The sequence below is a fragment of the Algibacter sp. L1A34 genome, from assembly GCF_009796805.1.
GTDB lineage: Bacteria > Bacteroidota > Bacteroidia > Flavobacteriales > Flavobacteriaceae > Algibacter.
The window spans coordinates 2942115-2960008 of the sequence record NZ_CP047029.1; the positions used below are offsets into that span (position 1 = coordinate 2942115).

At 31.4% G+C, this 17894-nt stretch carries 16 protein-coding genes; 5 read left to right on the plus strand and 11 right to left on the minus strand.

Annotation, left to right across the window (positions count from 1 at the left end):
• The 5 genes from GQR97_RS12440 to GQR97_RS12460 all read left to right on the plus strand — a co-directional run bounded on the left by GQR97_RS12440 (position 1) and on the right by GQR97_RS12460 (position 6251).
• Positions 1 to 1020, plus strand: coding sequence for an ATP-grasp domain-containing protein (locus GQR97_RS12440; RefSeq protein WP_158848837.1), 1020 nt, complete (start codon positions 1 to 3; stop codon positions 1018 to 1020).
• Between the two features lie 420 nt (positions 1021 to 1440).
• Positions 1441 to 2850 (plus strand): FAD binding domain-containing protein, encoded by a 1410-nt coding sequence (locus GQR97_RS12445; protein WP_158848840.1) that lies wholly within the window; start codon positions 1441 to 1443, stop codon positions 2848 to 2850.
• Positions 2843 to 5170 carry a xanthine dehydrogenase molybdopterin binding subunit gene (locus tag GQR97_RS12450; RefSeq protein ID WP_158848842.1) on the plus strand — a complete coding sequence of 776 codons (2328 nt, stop codon included), beginning with the start codon at positions 2843 to 2845 and terminating at the stop codon, positions 5168 to 5170. The genes GQR97_RS12445 and GQR97_RS12450 overlap by 8 nt, the downstream gene beginning before the upstream one ends.
• Positions 5171 to 5179: 9 nt before the next feature.
• Entirely contained in the window at positions 5180 to 5755 is a 576-nt protein-coding gene (locus tag GQR97_RS12455; RefSeq protein WP_158848844.1) for a GNAT family N-acetyltransferase, read from the plus strand.
• 85 nt (positions 5756 to 5840) lie between these two features.
• Positions 5841 to 6251, plus strand: a complete 411-nt coding sequence (locus GQR97_RS12460; RefSeq protein ID WP_199269851.1) for a hypothetical protein — start codon at positions 5841 to 5843, stop codon at positions 6249 to 6251.
• Positions 6252 to 6274: 23 nt separating this feature from the next.
• On the opposite strand, the gene xdhC is transcribed toward GQR97_RS12460, so the two are convergent.
• The 11 genes from xdhC to GQR97_RS12515 form a co-directional block, all read right to left on the minus strand.
• The gene (gene xdhC / locus GQR97_RS12465) at positions 6275 to 7045 is read right to left on the minus strand and encodes a xanthine dehydrogenase accessory protein XdhC (RefSeq protein WP_158848846.1); all 771 of its coding nucleotides are present in this window, start codon (positions 7043 to 7045) and stop codon (positions 6275 to 6277) included.
• 364 nt (positions 7046 to 7409) lie between these two features.
• On the minus strand, positions 7410 to 8324 hold the full coding sequence (gene cysK / locus GQR97_RS12470; RefSeq protein ID WP_158848848.1) for a cysteine synthase A: 915 nt from the start codon (positions 8322 to 8324) through the stop codon (positions 7410 to 7412).
• Positions 8325 to 8583: 259 nt separating this feature from the next.
• Entirely contained in the window at positions 8584 to 9825 is a 1242-nt protein-coding gene (locus GQR97_RS12475) for a cation:proton antiporter (protein WP_158848850.1), read from the minus strand.
• Positions 9826 to 10224: 399 nt separating this feature from the next.
• Positions 10225 to 10647 carry a T9SS type A sorting domain-containing protein gene (locus tag GQR97_RS12480; protein ID WP_158848852.1) on the minus strand — a complete coding sequence of 141 codons (423 nt, stop codon included), beginning with the start codon at positions 10645 to 10647 and terminating at the stop codon, positions 10225 to 10227.
• A 275-nt stretch (positions 10648 to 10922) separates the two neighbouring features.
• On the minus strand, positions 10923 to 11405 hold the full coding sequence (locus tag GQR97_RS12485; protein WP_158848854.1) for a hypothetical protein: 483 nt from the start codon (positions 11403 to 11405) through the stop codon (positions 10923 to 10925).
• A 486-nt stretch (positions 11406 to 11891) separates the two neighbouring features.
• Positions 11892 to 13364: a potassium/proton antiporter gene (locus GQR97_RS12490; protein ID WP_158848856.1), complete on the minus strand. Its 1473-nt coding sequence runs from the start codon at positions 13362 to 13364 to the stop codon at positions 11892 to 11894.
• 279 nt (positions 13365 to 13643) lie between these two features.
• The gene (locus GQR97_RS12495) at positions 13644 to 14054 is read right to left on the minus strand and encodes a hypothetical protein (protein WP_158848858.1); all 411 of its coding nucleotides are present in this window, start codon (positions 14052 to 14054) and stop codon (positions 13644 to 13646) included.
• Between the two features lie 71 nt (positions 14055 to 14125).
• Positions 14126 to 14641, minus strand: coding sequence for an IS1096 element passenger TnpR family protein (locus tag GQR97_RS12500; protein ID WP_158848860.1), 516 nt, complete (start codon positions 14639 to 14641; stop codon positions 14126 to 14128).
• A 38-nt stretch (positions 14642 to 14679) separates the two neighbouring features.
• Positions 14680 to 15693 carry a COX15/CtaA family protein gene (locus GQR97_RS12505; protein WP_158848862.1) on the minus strand — a complete coding sequence of 338 codons (1014 nt, stop codon included), beginning with the start codon at positions 15691 to 15693 and terminating at the stop codon, positions 14680 to 14682.
• A gap of 70 nt (positions 15694 to 15763) precedes the next feature.
• The gene (locus GQR97_RS12510) at positions 15764 to 17173 is read right to left on the minus strand and encodes a CCA tRNA nucleotidyltransferase (RefSeq protein WP_158848864.1); all 1410 of its coding nucleotides are present in this window, start codon (positions 17171 to 17173) and stop codon (positions 15764 to 15766) included.
• A 116-nt stretch (positions 17174 to 17289) separates the two neighbouring features.
• On the minus strand, positions 17290 to 17850 hold the full coding sequence (locus GQR97_RS12515; RefSeq protein ID WP_158848874.1) for an L-threonylcarbamoyladenylate synthase: 561 nt from the start codon (positions 17848 to 17850) through the stop codon (positions 17290 to 17292).
• Positions 17851 to 17894 lie beyond the last annotated feature (44 nt).

Genomic DNA, 17894 nt, shown 5'->3' on the forward strand with positions numbered 1-17894 from the left:
ATGGAGCGAATAAATATATTATTTACATGTGCAGGGAGAAGAAATTACCTTATTAATTATTTTAAGGAAGCCTTACAAGGAAACGGAATTGTTATTGCTGCAGATATGCAAGCAAATGCACCTGCTTTAGTGGATGCGGATATATCTGTAACTGTTCCTAGTATATTTTCAGATAACTACATCTCCAAATTAAAAAATATATGTATTGCCCACAAAGTAGATGCCATTATATCCTTAAACGATTTAGAGTTGCCTATTTTATCTAAACATAAGAATGAGTTTAAAAAGATAGGAACTAAAATTATAATATCTGATGAATTAGTTATCGATATTGCTTTTGATAAATGGAAAACGTATCAATTTTTAACTTCAAATAAGTTATTATCACCTAAGACATATATTGACCTAAGCGAAACTCTTAAAGACTTAGAAGCGAATAAAATAAATTTCCCTTTAGTTTTAAAGCCAAGATGGGGAAGCGCATCTATAGGTGTTGACGTTGTCGAAAATAAGGAAGAACTTATGCTTTCTTATAAATTACTAGAAATTAAACTTTCTCGATCGATATTAAATAGCGCAAGTTTTGTAGATATTAATAGCGCTATTTTAATTCAAGAAAAAGTAGGAGGAAAGGAGTTTGGAATGGATATTTTGAATGATTTTGATGGAAATTATTATGGTTCTTTTATAAGAGAAAAGCTTTCAATGAGATGTGGAGAAACCGATAAAGCCAAATCTATAATAAGCACTGAAATTAGTAAAATTGGTGAAGTTGTTTCAGAAAATTTACGACATATTGGCACCTTGGATTGTGATGTTTTTGTTGACGGTAATAAAATTTATGTTTTAGAGTTTAATCCTAGGTTTGGCGGTGGTTATCCGTTCTCTCATGAGGCAGGTATAAATACTGCAGCAATATATGTGGAATGGATTAAAGGTGGTAATAATATTGATAAGTTTAATAATTATAGAGATAATATTGTGTTTTCTAAGTGTGATAGATTAATAAGTGTTTCTTAATAAAACTTGTTCTTCTATTGATTTTTTGTTTATGAAGCTTAATCTTTCAAGGTTTCATGTTTATATGAATTTGTTATGTTATTTTGAAACAATATATTTAGATTAATAAATAGCACAAAAGGACTAAAATAAGTTATTGCTTAATGTATTCAATTTCTAATCTTTTTTGATAAAATTTGTTATTCCTAAAAAAATATTAACTCTCAGTTTTTCTTGCTTTCCCAAGGTATAATACCGAATTTCGACTTTGATATCTTTCACTTTAAAAAATAGTATCTTAGCTTTATAGATGAAATAAAAAGAATTAATCAATGACTACTAAAAATAATAATGAGCAATTTAGCAGACAGTAAACTTAGATTAAGTGGAGTGTCCTAGATTTTCTTTGGTAGGTATTGATAATCAGTATAAAAATATAATATGATAACCTTCATACTAAATAACAAAACCATTAAAACATCGGAACATTCCGGAATGACCTTATTGGATTTTGTGCGTTATCAACAGCGTCTCACAGGAACCAAAATTGGTTGTCGTGAAGGTGATTGTGGTGCTTGCACTCTTTTAGTTGGAACGTTAACAAACAATACAATAACATACCAAAGTATCACGTCATGTATTTCTCCATTAGGAAATGCTCACGGCAAACATATTGTAACAGTTGAAGGTACTAATCTTAAAAATAAATTAACCACAGCTCAAGAAGCCATGAAAGCAAATTACGCCACACAATGCGGATTTTGTACACCTGGTTTTGTGGTTTCTTTAACTGGTTTTGCTTTGTCAAATTCTGAAAACAATTGCAGTAATGCAATAGATGCCATTAGCGGAAATATTTGTAGATGTACAGGCTATAAATCAATTGAAAAAGCCGCACATCAAGTAGTTAAAAAACTAGAGGGTAAAGAAAAAAAATCTTTTAAATGGCTTATTGAAAATGAATTTATTCCTGAGTATTTTGAAAGTATTCCACAGCGTTTAAAAGATATCGAGGCTAAAGATTTAAATCAACGAAAAGGAAAATATGTTTCTGGGGGAACGGATTTATATGTGCAACAAGCGGATCATTTAGCAGATAATGCTATTCACCTTATTGCCGAAAAAGACTATTTAAAAGGTGTTATTATTGATAATGGTATTTGCACAATTGGTGTAAATACTACCGTTTCCGATTTATGGAATCATAAAGCATTAAACACCAGTTTGCCAAACTTAAAAAAGCATTTGAAATTGGTGTCTTCAGAACAAATTAGAAATATGGCTTCCTTAGGTGGGAATTTAGTTAATGCATCTCCAATTGGTGACATGACCATTTTCTTTTTGGCTCTTAATAGTAATATTACTATTCTAGATTCTGAAGAAAAAGAACGTACAATCCGACTTAAAAACTTCTATCAAGGTTATAAAACATACGATTTAAAAGATAACGAACTTCTTAAAACTATTAGCTTTAAGTTACCAGCAAAACATTCTTTTTTTAATTTTGAAAAAGTCTGCAAACGAACGCATTTAGATATTGCGAGTGTTAATTCTGCAATACATATTTCTGTAGAAAACAAAAAAATTACCGAAGCGCACATTTCTATAGGAGGTGTTGCTGCTATTCCGAAGTATGTACACGAGACTTCTGCATTCTTAATAGGAAAATCATTGACTTCAGAAACGATATTAGAAGCCAATGACATACTTCAAAAAGAGATCGCTCCTATTAGTGATGTTCGTGGCATAACAGACTACAAACGTTTACTAGCTAGACAATTATTTTTTGCGCATTTCACAGAGTTATTTCCAAGTAATTTCACTTTAAACGATTTTGTTCAGCATGCATAAAAATAAAGAAAATAAAATCTTAGAGTCTAAATTAAATAAAGTTTCAATCGCTTTAAAACAGAGCATTAAAAACTTAGATTCTTATACACATGTCCGTGGTGAATCGCTATATGTAGATGATATAAATATAAGGCAAGGTACCTTTCATGGCGTTGTTTTTGACTCACCAAAAGCTCACGGAAAAATAAAAAGTATTGATTATTCTAAAGCGGAAGCTTTGGAAGGTGTAGAACGAATTTTTACATATAAAGATATTCCTGGAAAAAATGAAATTGGAGGTATAATCGCTGATGAACCGTTATTCGCTGAAGATGAAGTCCATTTCTGGGGAATGCCAATCGCATTAATTGTTGCAGAATCAGAGTTTATTGCAAGAAAAGCAAGAGGTTTAATCGAAATTAACATTGAAGATTTACCAGTAATTACCACAGCAAAAGAAGCAAAGGCAAAAGGTAGTTTTATTAATGCTCCAAGATTTTTTAGTTTAGGAGATACTGAGAAAGCATTTCAGGAATGCGAATATGTTTTTGAAGGCGAAACGTTTTCAAACGGTCAGGAACATTTATATATCGAGGCACAGGGCGCTTACGCGGAGCCTTTAGAAAATGGTAATATAAAAGTAACTTCGTCTACGCAAGGACCAACTTCTGTACAGAAAACAATTGCGCAAGTTTTGGGAGTTGCGATGCATAAAATTGAAGTAGACGTAACGCGTCTTGGTGGTGGTTTTGGAGGTAAAGAAGACCAAGCAACACCATGGGCTGTAATGGCTGCTTTGGCAACGTATCATTTAAGTCAATCTGTAAAATTGATATTGAATCGTCATGACGATTTACGCATGACAGGAAAACGTCATCCTTATGAAAGCACGTATAAAATCGGACTTTCAAAAGGCTTAAAAATTCTAGCCTACCAAACGGAATTTTTACAAAATTCTGGAGCAGCAGCAGATTTATCTCCTGCAATTGCAGAACGCACATTATTTCATGCTACCAATAGTTATTATGTGCCAAATGTGACCACAAAAGTATTGAGTTGTAAAACTAATTTACCTCCAAACACAGCGTTTCGTGGTTTTGGTGGACCACAAGGTATGTTTGTTATTGAGTCTGCTATTGCAAAAGCAGCACATGAAATTGGTGTGAGCGCAAAACAAATTCAAGAAATTAATTTATTAGATGAAGATGATACCTTTTCTTATGGACAAATTGCTGAAAAAGTAGAAGCAAAAAACACATGGAATTCTGCTAAAAATATATTTAGTAGTGATGCTTTAGAACAAGAGGTTGCAGAATTCAACAGAAACAATAGGTCATTCAAAAAAGGCTTATCGTTTATGCCAATTACTTTTGGTATTTCTTTTACCAATACACCAATGAATCACGCTCGTGCTTTGGTTCATATTTATTTAGATGGAAGCATAGGTATTAGTACTGCTGCTGTAGAAATGGGTCAAGGTGTCAACACCAAAATGATGCAAATTGCTGCGGATGTATTTTCCGTTTCTATTGAAAAAATAAAGATTGAAACCACTAATACAACTAGAGTTGCAAATACCTCACCTTCTGCCGCGAGTTCTACTGCAGATTTAAACGGAAAAGCAACTTTAATGGCTTGTAATTCACTTTTAGAACGATTGAAAATAGTAGTTTCCGAAGATTTAGATGTTTCCGAAGAAGATAATATTACTTTAAAAGAGGAAGTTGTTTTTGTTAATGGACAGAAATCTGAATTATCATGGACTGAGCTCATCAGTAGTGCCATGATAAAACGTGTGGCCTTAACGGAAAATGCACATTATGCAACACCAGAAATTCACTTTGATAAAACAAAAGAAAAAGGACATCCTTTTGCCTATCATGTTTATGGAACAGCTATTACTACGGTAACTATAGATTGTACTCGTGGCACTTACGAATTTGATTCGGTTAAAATTGTTCACGATTACGGAAAAAGCATGAGTGAAGGTATTGATTTAGGCCAGGTAGAAGGTGCATTAATACAAGGTATTGGCTGGATGACTATGGAAGAAATCGCATACAATGAAGATGGTAAACTATTGTCTAATGCGTTATCGACTTATAAAATTCCGGATATCTTTTCTGTACCAAAAACAGTAGAAGTTATTCCTGTTGAAACTGAAGGAAATGACATGGCCATTTTAAAATCTAAAGCAGTTGGAGAGCCACCTTTAATGTATGGAATTGGCGCTTATTTTGCACTTCAAAATGCTATAAAAGCTTTTAATCCAAATTACGATTTACAATTTCACGCACCAATGACACCAGAGAAAGTGTTAATGAGTTTATATAAAAATTAAAACGTTTAGATGAGTATAGAAACAAAAATCAATACACGTATTTTTGAAACATTTCCTAAATTAGTAAGCGAAAGACTATGTTTTAGAGCCTATAAAAAAAGTGATGCAGAAACTCTTTTAAATATTCGAAGCCATGAAGCGGTTTCCAAGTATATGGATACCAAAATCCCAAAGCATACTGATGATACAGAAAAGAGAATTGAAGGGTATCATAAAGCATTCAAGAATACCAAAGGAATTACTTGGGCTATTATAGAAAAAAGTAGCAACACACTTATTGGTGATTTCGGAATTTCGCATATTGATAAACAAAATTCAAGAGGTGAAATTGGTTATATTTTACATCCAGATTCTTGGGGGGAAGGCTATATGACTGAAACTTTAAATATATTAATAGGTTTTGGGTTTAAAAATTTAAACCTTCATAGTTTTTCAGCAAACGTTAATCTTGAAAATGAAAACTCTAAAGCGCTTTTACTTAAATTTGGATTTAGATTAGAAGCTGTTTTTAGAGAAAACTTCTATTATGATGGTCAATTTTTGGATAGCGAAATTTATTGCTTAATACAATCAGATTTAAACTAAACGCCTTATCGCACTACATTATAAAAAGCAGAATATCCTTAAAGGAGCACTTATTTATAGCGCCGGAGATTCTATTGCAGCGTTATTGTTAGATGAATTTTCTTGGTATCGTATATTAGGAATGATGATGATTGGCGCAACATTTTATGCTTTTGAAATTCCAAACTATTTTGATTGGATTGTAAAAAAGACGCAGTTTTTAAAAGGTATTAAAGCAACAGTAACCAAAACTGTTTTGGCTATCGCATATTTTAACCCGTTATGGATTGCTAGACACTTATTATTTATTAAGTTGTTTTCTGGCCAGTTTGAAACGATTGGTTTTAATCTTTTAGAGATTGCCTTTTGGTCATTTTTGGTTAATATTCCTATATCTTTTACAGCAAATTATATTATTCAAAATAGATTTAAACTGAAATGGCGTTTTATGGGATCTGCTATTTTCTCAGCTATTATGGCGATTTATTATGCTTTAAGTGAGACTTTGTTTAGTTAATATTAATAGATAGCACGATCTTTTTACATTTTATAATGTACTTGTAGTAACTGTGCAACAACACTAATAGCTATTTCTTTAGGCGTATTTCCTCCTATTTCTAAACCTATAGGGCAAACTACATTGCTCATGCCTGCTTCAATATTCATTTCATTAATGAGCATATTATTAAAACGAACTTTCTTGGTTTTGCTACCTATTAATCCTAGAAATTTGGTTTCGTTCTGTAAAGCCATTGTTATAATATCAAAATCGATATTATGATTATGAGTTAGCACCAAAACATAACAATTATCCCCCCATTTAACGGCATCTTTAAAGGTTTTAAAATTAGTTTCATTGGTTTGATGTATGGTAGTGCTTTCATCTAATTCTATGTTAGAAAACCAATTATCGCGAGAATCTAAAAGATTCACCTTAAAAGGTGTATCGACTAACAACTTGGATATTTCTATACCAATATGCCCTGCTCCGAATAAAAATAATTCTGGTGATAGATTCATGGGTTCAATAATAAGTTCTACTTTTCCTCCACAGCATTGTTCAAATTCTGGACCTAAAGTATAAAAGGATTCGATAATTCTGTTTTCCTTTAAAGCAATAATAGCTTCATCTATTATGTTAAATTCTAGTTTTCCGCCTCCTATGGTTCCGTGAATTTCTTTATTTTTAGTGACTAGCATTCGAGAGCCAATTGTACACGGAGTAGAGCCTAAACATTTGGTAACAGTTATTAAAGCAACTGGTGTTTGCTTTTGTTTAAACTTAGCTAAAAGGTTAATCCAATTTTGCATAAAATTATTTAATCTTTAACTTTTGAAAGATAATTTATTTATAAACCAATCGGTTATCATTTATTTTTGGAATTAAACGAAATTATCAAAAAAAATCAAGACCAAATGTGTTCTTGATAAAATAATGAGCTTAATGATAGCTTTGATTGAATTAGTCGTTATCTTCTTGAAGATTGATATAATTATGAATTGAAAAAAGGACTTTTTAAATTATTTGTTACTTTTAGTGAAGTTATTGAACAGCTGCACCATAATAATTGGTTTATTAAAAAAAGAAAGCTTTATGAAACATGTTTCATAAAGCTTTCTTTTTTTATGATTATAAGTTAAGTCTTATAACTCAAAATCTAGTATTAAACTAAAATTACTCTTTAAAAAGGCCATCAATAGAAAGGTAGCGTTCTCCGGTATCATAATTCATAGTTAATATCGTTTTTTCACCATCTATAGTTTCTAACTGTTTTCTAACAGCGGCCAAAGATGCTCCTGTAGAAATACCAACTAAAATCCCTTCGGTTTTTGCGATATTTTGAACTTCGGTAAATGCTTCTTCTTTTGTAACTTTAATGGCTCCATCAATTGAGTCGGTGTTGAATACTTCGGGGAAAAAACCTGGTCCGATACCTTGTAAAGCGTGTGGCCCTGGTTCTCCTCCGGAAATTATTGGAGAATCATTTGGTTCTACAGCAAACACTTTTAAATTCGAGAATTTTTCCTTTAAAACTTCAGACATACCGGTGATATGACCACCTGTACCAACTCCTGTAATTAAATAATCTATGCCTTCAGGAAAATCGGCTGCGATTTCTAATGCAGTTGTTTTTCTATGTATCTCTGGGTTGGCTTGGTTTGTAAATTGCGACGGCATCCACGCATTTTTATTGTTTTCAACTAATTCTGTAGCTTTTGCAATAGTACCTTTTAATCCTAATTCTTTAGGAGTTAGTACAAGATTAGCTCCGTAAGCTGCCATTAGAGCTCTGCGTTCTACAGACATAGATTCTGGCATAACTAGCGTGAGTTTATAATTTTTAACTGCTGCCACCATGGCTAAGCCAATACCTGTGTTTCCAGATGTAGGCTCAATAATTTCGGTATCTTTAGTTAAAATATTTCTTTTTTCCGCATCCTCAATCATCGATAATGCAATTCTGTCTTTTATACTTCCTCCTGGATTAGATTTTTCGAGTTTCATCCAAACATTTGCATTTGGAAATAATTTACTCAATTTAACTACTGGAGTGTTACCAATACTTTCTAAAATATTATTGATTTTCATATTGTTTAAATCTTTTATGTTTAATGGTTTTTAATGGAGTATAACGCAAAAAATTGTGAGTTTTAAAACCGCAATTTTCAGGTGTATAAAATTAATGAATTTTATGTAGTAATTATTATATATCGGCTATTTCTTAATAGCCTTTTCCTATTCTAAAATTTATTTATTCATCTTAAAAACTATAAGTAAAAAGAGGTGCTTAAGTCTAGTTTAAATGAAATTATTTAAGTTAAAAGAATTATATAGTTTTGGATAAAAGTTATTTGACAGCCAATTTTTTAATCAGCTTACCAACCGTCATTCCTTGGAATAATATTGAAAAGACAACGACTACATAGGTAATTACTAAAAACAAATCACGTTCCATAACTTGAGTAAGACCTAAAGCTAGTGCAATAGAAATTCCGCCACGCAACCCTCCCCAAGTCATAATTAAATTAGTTTTTGGTACAAAGTCTAATTTCCTCTCAAAGAATTTTATAGGTATTAATAATGAAATATATCTGCACAATAAGATTAAAGGTATTGCTATTAAGCCAGCAATTAAATATTCCATTTTAAAAGTTAACACAAGCATTTCCATTCCTATCAAAACGAATAGGATGGTATTTAAAAGAATATCGATTAGCTCCCAAAACTTATCCACATAGATTTCGGTGGTTTCAGACATAGCATTATCTCTTACAGTATCATTACCTACCACTAACCCTGCTGTAACCATTGCTAAAGGTGCCGAAATATGTAGTTTTTGTGCTAAAACTGTTCCTGCCATTACTGCTGCTAATGTGATAATAACTTCAATATCATAATCGTCTATAGATTTCATTAATCTATAAGTAATCCATCCTAAAATTAAACCTAAAGCGATGCCGCCAATAACTTCTAATCCAAATAATTCTATAACCTCTAAAGTAGTAACATTTTCAATTCCTAAGTTCGCTATTTTATAAATGGTTAAAAATATTACAACACCAACACCATCGTTAAATAAAGATTCTCCTACTATCTTGGTTTCTAGCATTTTTGGTGCTCCAGCTTTTTTTAATATTCCAAGAACAGCAATAGGATCTGTAGGTGATATTAAGGCTCCAAATAATAAGCAGTACACAAAATCTACATGTAATCCAACAATTGGCAATGCATAAAACATCATTAAACCAACCAAAAATGTTGAGATTAAAACACCAAATGTCGCAAATGCTAAAACTGGCCAACGTTGTATTTTAAGCTGTTCAAAATTAGTGTGCAAGGCTCCAGCAAAAAGTAAAAAGCTCAACATTACATCTAATAGCACGGACTTAAAATCGATTTGTGTAATTATAAAGAGTTCTGCATTTAACAGGGTATCGTCAAAATAGCTTAGTGCAAACACAGCAAGTGTAAATACAATGGTTATTAACATTAAGCCAATAGTGTTAGGCATTTTTAAAAAACGCACGTTTATATAACCAAAAATGGCAGATATAAGTACTAGTACAGAAACAATTACAAAATAATCCATAGGAAAATAAATTTATTGCTAAATTAAAAATTTATATCTTTTAACTATCATTAATTTCATATTATGAAAAACCATAATAGTTATTTTTAAGATCTAAAGTTTGAGGACGAATACTAACCGTAATTAAATATTTTGGCTATAACAATTTGTATTATAATACAGAATGTTTACTCGTTTTTATAACTTAGAGTAAAATATAGTGCAATCTATAGTCATTAGAATAATAATTAGTATTATGCCAGCAATTGAAGATACTCGTGTATTTTAAATGTGATTATTTTAGATGAAAAAAAACACTTTTTTTCTGTAGCTTATATTGGCTTTATATTTAGTAGAATACGTTTTCACATTAGGCTATAACAAATTATTAGCCTATTTTAAAATCGGATATATTATTACTTACTCTTTTAAAAACTTTTTAGAAGAAACGTTATTAATTTTCAATAAGTACAAGCCATTTTTTAGGTTTTGAATATTAATGGTTTCATTTTCTGCAATGAGACCTTTTGCTACTTGCTTTCCTAAAATATTATAAATGCGATATTGTTCAATTTTATTTAATCCTGAGATTTGAATAAAGTGAGTTGAAGGGTTTGGAGATATATTTATACCTTTTTTAGCAGTTAAATTATTTTGAAGAGAAAGAGCAGAAGAGTTAGATTCTGAAATATTATCGGCTTTATGGCCTTCAGTAGTTCCGTCTTTCTTTTTAAGCAAAACGCTAGATGAACTTTCCTGTCCAGTTACAACGTTGGATGTTTGTGCGTCTAGATTGAGGAAATTAAAGAATATAATAATCGTTAAAATGTAAATTTGCCTCATAAAATAAAATTTGTGTAGTATAATTTAAGCAAATTTATTGAATTTTTGCGAAATAGACCTTTGGTTTTATAAAAATAAGTTTTTTTAACGGTATTATTTACCGTTTACCTGTTTTTTAGAAGTGCTTTAATCTGTTTTTGTAAGAAATTAATCTGTATGTTCTTCTTGTTTTGTTATACTACATAAGTTTATGCATGAGCATTAGCGGATTTTAGAAATTAATTTTTATCATTAATTCATCCGCTATTGCTTACACATATTTTTGGTTAATACTTTTATTCTTTAACCTTCAACAAATTATTAATTATTTTATTCCATTTGTCTATCGATTGTAATTCTTCGCCAAGTTGATAACTTACTTCAGTATTATAAAACTCTAGCATAATATCTGGTTTGGTTTTATCAATAAAGCTAAGTTTTAAGTAGAGTTCATCAATTTGTTTTCCACTTTTACCTCTTGATTTACTAATGTTAACTATTTTACAACGACTAATAGTAGAGAGGTTAATAAATTGCTCCTTAACCGCCTCTTCATCTTTAGATATAAAGGATATGGAGTTATTAAATTCATCTATGCCAATGGCATAATAGCTGTAAATATCATGTTGGGTTATTTCGCAGTTATGCTGTTTAGCTAAATCTTTAAGCGCAATTAATTGGTGTTTTACTATTTTTTTTCTACTTCTGTTTGTTAATACAAATGGCATTGCACATATTGCAACGCATATAATTCCTATAAGGGTTGTTCCTAATTCCATTTTATAAATTTTAAAAATTTGATATACTAATTTCTGTATGAAACGGTAACCCGCAACATATCAATAACTTAATTTTAACTACGCATGGCGTAGTTTCTAATTAAAAAGGATTACCAAAAATTATGGAAAGGAAAGATTAGATCAGACTTTCTGTGCCTAATCAGTATGGTTTTTAAGAGATCTTTATATTGTTTAAACTTGGCATTAAATAGTAAATCGTTAGAGCAAATAAGCGCCCAAAAACTGAAATAAGGTAGTTTAAAATTAGGAAAAGAATAGTTAGCTAAATCAGAAAATAAATTTTCAAATTGTTGCGTATGGGCATAGAGAACCTTCGTGCTAGTTGTTAAACGTTCTTTTTTATTATTACTTTGTTCAATTGTCTGTGTGTTAGAACTCGGTAATGTGTTTGTCGGAACATAAATGCCAAAACAATAAACGGCAACGAGGAGAAGAACTTTTAATATGTTATTCCAATTTTTCATTCTAAGCTATTGACGTTTTAGAAAGTATTTCATTAACTTCTTTTAAACTATCTTCATTGTCTAACAAAAGAACCAATGTATCGTTGGCCTCAATTATTGTAGCACCTCCTGGGCGTACAAATTTTTTATTTCGCTTAATCATTACGATAAAAGCCGAACGTGGAAAATGTAAGTCTATAATTCGTTTTTTAACAGCATAACTTCCTGGTGCTATTGTTATTTCTTCCATTTCCGATTTTGGTAAATTCAGAATATACCTATCATTTTCAGCAATAGGTTTAACCTCTTCTGGTAATGCAACATTTAGCCATTTAGCAATAATAGATAAGGTTGTACCTTGGATTAAAATGGATGTTACCGAAATAAAGAATACAATATTAAAAATCATATTTGCTTTGTCAATACCTGCTAAAAGCGGATAGGTTGCAAATACAATAGGAGCTGCACCACGCAAGCCAACCCATGAAATATAAAAGCGTCTTCTAAGTTTCATTTTAAAAAATATTAAACTTATAAATACACCTATTGGTCGCGCCACGAGAATTAGGAATACAGAAATAAGTAGACCAATACCCATATAAGGGATAATTTGCGAAGGAAAAACAAGTAAACCTAAAGTTAGGAATAGTACAATTTGCATGAGCCATGCAATACCATCGAACATTTTTAAAATGGTAGATTTATGTATTAAATCTTGATTGCCTAAATAAACGGAGCAAATGTAAATGGCAAGGAATCCATTTCCTCCAAAAAGATCTGTTGCCGAAAAAGTTATAAACATTAAAGCTATAACTAGAACGGGGTAAAGGCCTTCGAACCCAAGTTTAATTTTATTAATAATTACTTTGCTCAACTTTCCAAAAACGAAACCAGCTACGGCTCCTAAAATCATTTGTTGCAAAAACATTAAAATAATTTTCGTAATACTTTGGTCTTGATTAATAACTAATGTTAAAAAAGTAAGTGTTAGCACATAAGCCATAGGGTCGTTACTTCCGCTTTCTAACTCCAAAGTAGGTCTTAGATTGGTTTTTAAGGCTAGGTTTTTTGAGCGTAAAATAGAAAACACAGCAGCTGCATCTGTAGACGAAACAATGGAACCTAAAAGCATACTTTCAAAGATGGTAAAGTCTGTAACAAACCAAACAAATGTACCTAAAGAAACTGCTGTAAGTAAAACACCAAGGGTAGATAAAACGAGACCTTCTTTTAGAATGGGTTTTACGGCTTTCCAGTTAGTATCGAGACCACCAGAAAACAAAATAAAGTTAAGTGAAACGATACCGACGAACTGAGCCATTTTAGAATCGTCAAAACGTATACCTCCAATACCATCAGAACCCGCAAGCATTCCGATAGTTAAAAAAAGGATTAAAGTTGGAACTCCAAATTTATAAGAGGTTTTACCCACAATAATACTTATAAAAAGTAATAGAGAGCCAACTAATAGTATGTTTTCAATGGTTAGATTCATTATTTTTATGTCTTAATAAGACCTGACAAAATTAGTTTTTTATTAATAAAAACAACGAAATATTTTATTTGTTTTAACAAAAAATATTATAGCTATTACTGTTGTTTATTAGTTGTTTATAATGGAGTTTAAAATGGAGTATTTATTAGTAAATAAATTGAATTCGTACAGTTAATAGGTGAGACTTATTAGTCGATGTATTTTGAAGAACTCTAAATTAAAGATTAAAAAAAGAAATAGGGGGGCAAGTACTGTTAATTTATTTATAGAATTATAATTTTAGAAATTTAATTGATCAATCTTGGCTTGTAAACGTTGAATTAATATGAAGATATTAGATAAGCTGGTCGCATCTTTTTTACGGACAGACCCAGTGAAAATTAAAGTGCTTCCATTAAGTGCAATAGAACTGTTTTTACTTGCCATTAATTTCCCTGTTTCGGGACTTTCTAAAAGTAATTTGGAGTATTTACTTTTTTCTCCATAAAAATTAAAAGAATCACTCCTAGTAAGGAAACTTAAAAAAGAAGCTTGAGTTAATGAGCAAGAATTGAAATTGGGTTTTAAATCCGATTTCTGTGATTTAATGGTAGTTAATAACCATTTTCGCCCCCATTGAGCTTCAACTTTAATAGTCCAAAAATTATTCTGTTCAACAAACTTAACCTCTCCTTTAAGAAGCGTATTCATTGATTTAATTATAGAACTTGCGTAAGTGTGGTTTTCTTGCAATAACTCTATTTTTATTTTTGATTACTGAATTAATTCCAATGTTCATCAAAGTCTAGATCTTCATAATCATCAATATCTAACTCATCATCAAATTCACCAAAACCGTCTTCTTTATCAGCTTCAAAAACTTTATCTGGAGCGGTATCAGGAACTTGCCCTTGCACAAACATTAAGTTTGGGTAATCGAAACCTTCGGTCTCTTCTACAATTTCAGCTAATTCAACATAAAAAGTCCACATGCTTAAAAAATCATAAACATAAATAAGCTTCGTTTGCATTTCGAAAGCAACGTCGTTAATAGCTGTTTCGTTCATTAAACGGGCAGATTCATCGTCGCTTAAATCGAAAAGAGATATTTCTTCACCTTGATTCCATTGGTCATCGCTTCTGTAAAAAGATGCCATTTCACTACCATCAAAACCAAAAGATTGCGTAATAATGTTATGTAAATCCTCTAGGGTGTCATCCTCTTGAATTTCTAAATCGCGAAAAACATCTTCGTCTTTTTTATCGTTATCTAAAATTACTCTAAATCTGTAAATCATCAATGAAAAATTTAATGCGTAAAGGTATACTATTTAAACTATTTGGTAAAACGATGTAATGTAAAAGTTATGCTTGTTAGCAAGAAAAATGCACCCACTTGATGTGCAACACCTAACCATAACGGAACTTGATAAATTAACGTTAAGACACCCAATAAAAATTGTAATAATACTAAAATTAGTAATGAATTAATACCTTGTTTTTGAAGTATTGTTAAAGTGCTTTTTTTAGATTTTTTCCATATGATAAATATTAGAAACACGACAATATAAGCTAAAATGCGATGTACAAATTGAATACCGCTTGGGTTTTCAATAAGGTTTTTATAAAAGGGGTCTAAAACATAAACAGTATGATGCATAAAGGCTCCTTCATTCATTAAAGGCCAATGGTTGTGTAGTAAACCTGCTTTTAAACCTGCGATAAACGCGCCATATATAATTTGAATAATAATAACCACATAGCTTCCAAAAATTAGATTTCGCATGGGTTTATTAGCAGGTTTTCTATTTGGGTAAATGAGATCTAAAGCCACCCAGAGCGTTGCTGCAAAGGTTATAAATGCGGTAACTAAATGGGCTGCAAGTCTGTAATGACTAACGTCTGGCATATCTATTAAACCACTTTTAACCATGTACCAACCTAAAAAACCTTGAAAAGCGCCAAGACTTAATAAAACTAAGCATTTTTTTATAGTACTTTTTGTGAGTTGTTTGCGTATTAAAAAATAGAAAAACGGAATTATAAAAACCATTCCAATCGAGCGACCAATAACGCGATGCAACCATTCCCAAAAGTAAATGCTTTTAAAATCTTCAATGTTGAAATGATTGTTATACGCGTTAAATTCGGGGTGTTTTTTGTATAAATCGAAAGCTTCTTGCCATTCTAGATCTCCAATTGGCGGAATGGTTCCAGTGATTAATCGGTAGTTAGAAATTGATAAACCAGAATCGGTTAGCCTAGTAATGCCGCCAATAACAACCATTATAAAAATAAGGAAGCCTCCTGTTAATAACCAATAAATTACTGCTTTGTTGTCTTTTTTCATTTTTATACTCCTAAAATTACGCGTCCTATTTTATTGAATATCTATTATTTTTTTATGAAAGGAGAGAATATTAGTTTTTCAAACCTAAATCTTTACCTTTTTTTAGCATGAGTTGATAAGCAGCATCGTATTCATTAGGAATTTCACCTTCAAGAATAGCTTCTTTTATAAAATCTTTTATAACTCCAATTTCGCGGGATGGTTTCATGTTGAAAGCTTTCATAATTTCTTCACCAGAAACTGGTGGTTGAAAATTACGTACTTGATCTCGTTCTTCAACTTCAACAATTTTATCTCTAACAATTTTAAAGTTGTTATGATATTTATTGAATTTTTTAGGGTTTTTTGTAGTAATGTCGGCTTCGCAAAGGGTCATTAAATCTTCTACATAATCTCCGGCATCAAAAACCAAACGGCGCACAGCAGAATCTGTAACTTCTTGTGCTAACACAATTGGGCGAGAGCTCATAAACACCATTTTCTGGACAAACTTCATTTTATCATTCAATGGCATTTTTAACCTTTTAAATAAATGGTAAACCATTTTTGATCCCTCAAATTCATGGGCATGAAAAGTCCACCCCACTTTTTTACTAAAGCGTTTGGTTGGCGCTTTACCTATATCGTGTAAAAGGGCAGCCCAACGTAACCAAACATTATTGGTATGTTTCGCTATATTATCTACAACTTCTAAAGTATGATAAAAGTTGTCTTTATGGCGTTGTCCTTCAACTTCATCAATCCCTTTTAGAGCAGTTATTTCTGGTAATATATATTGTAATAATTTTGTTTTTTCGAGTAATAAAAAACCAATAGATGGTGTTTTGCTTTCTAAAATTTTATTCAATTCGGTAACAATGCGTTCTTTGGTAATTATTTTTATTCTATCACTGTTTTTAGTTATAGATTGAAGAGATTCTTCTTCAATAGTAAAATTTAATTGTGTTGCAAACCTAATAGCACGCATCATCCTTAGAGGATCGTCACTGTAAGTAATGTCTGGATTTAAAGGCGTACGGATTATTTGTTTTTTCAAATCATCAACACCTCCAAACGGATCTAATAAATCTCCAAAACTGGTGTCGTTTAAATTTAAAGCAAGGGCGTTAATGGTGAAATCACGACGATTTTGATCGTCTTGTAAAGTACCATTTTCAACCGATGGATTTCTGCTGTCTTCAGTGTATGATTCCTTACGAGCTCCAACAAATTCAATCTCAATATCTTCATAACGAAGCATGGCTGTTCCGTATGTTTTAAACACCTGTACTTTAGGTTTGTTTGGTAAGTTTTTAGCAACCTGTTTAGCTAGTTTTATACCATCTCCAATGGCAACCACATCGATATCTTTGGCGGAGCCACGTTTTAAAATAAAATCGCGTACAAAGCCACCAATCACGTAACTATCCAAATTTAATTCTTTGGCAGATTGTGAGATGATTTTGAAAATTGGGTTTGTTAATGCTTCTTTATAATTCATACTATATTGTGACCACTAATTTGCGAATGGCTTTTATTCTAATTTTCCGAAAACCAATAGTTTTGTATTGTAAACAATCAATTTGTTTAAATAATTAATGAGCTTGTGATTGAAATTTATTTCCGTATAATTTTCACCACACCACTGTTACTCAGTTTTATAATAGACGATGGGTTTGCGCATATTTTTTCGCGTTGCAAATTTACAACATAGTCCACACCTTTTAAAACCTCAGGAGCTATTTCTTTAAAGGATTTGGGCGTCGGAAAGCCGGTAATGTTTGCAGAAGTAGAAACTAATGCGCCATTTAACCTTCGGCTTAGTTGATAACAGAATTCATCGTCAGGAATTCTAATAGCAATCGAGCCATCTTCGGCAATTAAATTAGGAGCTAAATTTTGTGCGTCGTCGTAAATAATAGTGGTTGGTTTATCTGTAACATCCATTATGCTTAAAGCTGCTTCTGGAATATTTTTAACGTATTTTTTTAGCATTCTATCATCGGTAACCAAGCAAATTAGAGCTTTACTATCTTCGCGTTGCTTTAATTTATATATTTTTTTTACCGCTTCTGGGTTTGTGGCATCGCAGCCAATTCCCCAAACGGTATCGGTAGGGTAGAGTATAAGGCCACCTTGTTTTAATACTTGTATCGCCTTATTTATTTCTTCATTCATATTTTGAACCTTATATTTGCAGTCGTGCAAATTTACAACAGAAA

Excerpts from the sequence above, each read along its gene's own strand:
- GQR97_RS12440 (WP_158848837.1), top strand. The coding sequence starts at position 1 with ATGGAGCGAATAAATATATTATTTACATGTGCAGGGAGAAGAAATTAC.
- GQR97_RS12445 (WP_158848840.1), top strand. The coding sequence starts at position 1,441 with ATGATAACCTTCATACTAAATAACAAAACCATTAAAACATCGGAACAT.
- GQR97_RS12450 (WP_158848842.1), top strand. The coding sequence starts at position 2,843 with ATGCATAAAAATAAAGAAAATAAAATCTTAGAGTCTAAATTAAATAAA.
- GQR97_RS12455 (WP_158848844.1), top strand. The coding sequence starts at position 5,180 with ATGAGTATAGAAACAAAAATCAATACACGTATTTTTGAAACATTTCCT.
- xdhC (WP_158848846.1), bottom strand. The coding sequence starts at position 7,045 with ATGCAAAATTGGATTAACCTTTTAGCTAAGTTTAAACAAAAGCAAACA.
- cysK (WP_158848848.1), bottom strand. The coding sequence starts at position 8,324 with ATGAAAATCAATAATATTTTAGAAAGTATTGGTAACACTCCAGTAGTT.
- GQR97_RS12475 (WP_158848850.1), bottom strand. The coding sequence starts at position 9,825 with ATGGATTATTTTGTAATTGTTTCTGTACTAGTACTTATATCTGCCATT.
- GQR97_RS12480 (WP_158848852.1), bottom strand. The coding sequence starts at position 10,647 with ATGAGGCAAATTTACATTTTAACGATTATTATATTCTTTAATTTCCTC.
- GQR97_RS12485 (WP_158848854.1), bottom strand. The coding sequence starts at position 11,405 with ATGGAATTAGGAACAACCCTTATAGGAATTATATGCGTTGCAATATGT.
- GQR97_RS12490 (WP_158848856.1), bottom strand. The coding sequence starts at position 13,364 with ATGAATCTAACCATTGAAAACATACTATTAGTTGGCTCTCTATTACTT.
- GQR97_RS12495 (WP_158848858.1), bottom strand. The coding sequence starts at position 14,054 with ATGAATACGCTTCTTAAAGGAGAGGTTAAGTTTGTTGAACAGAATAAT.
- GQR97_RS12500 (WP_158848860.1), bottom strand. The coding sequence starts at position 14,641 with ATGATTTACAGATTTAGAGTAATTTTAGATAACGATAAAAAAGACGAA.
- GQR97_RS12505 (WP_158848862.1), bottom strand. The coding sequence starts at position 15,693 with ATGAAAAAAGACAACAAAGCAGTAATTTATTGGTTATTAACAGGAGGC.
- GQR97_RS12510 (WP_158848864.1), bottom strand. The coding sequence starts at position 17,173 with ATGAATTATAAAGAAGCATTAACAAACCCAATTTTCAAAATCATCTCA.
- GQR97_RS12515 (WP_158848874.1), bottom strand. The coding sequence starts at position 17,850 with ATGAATGAAGAAATAAATAAGGCGATACAAGTATTAAAACAAGGTGGC.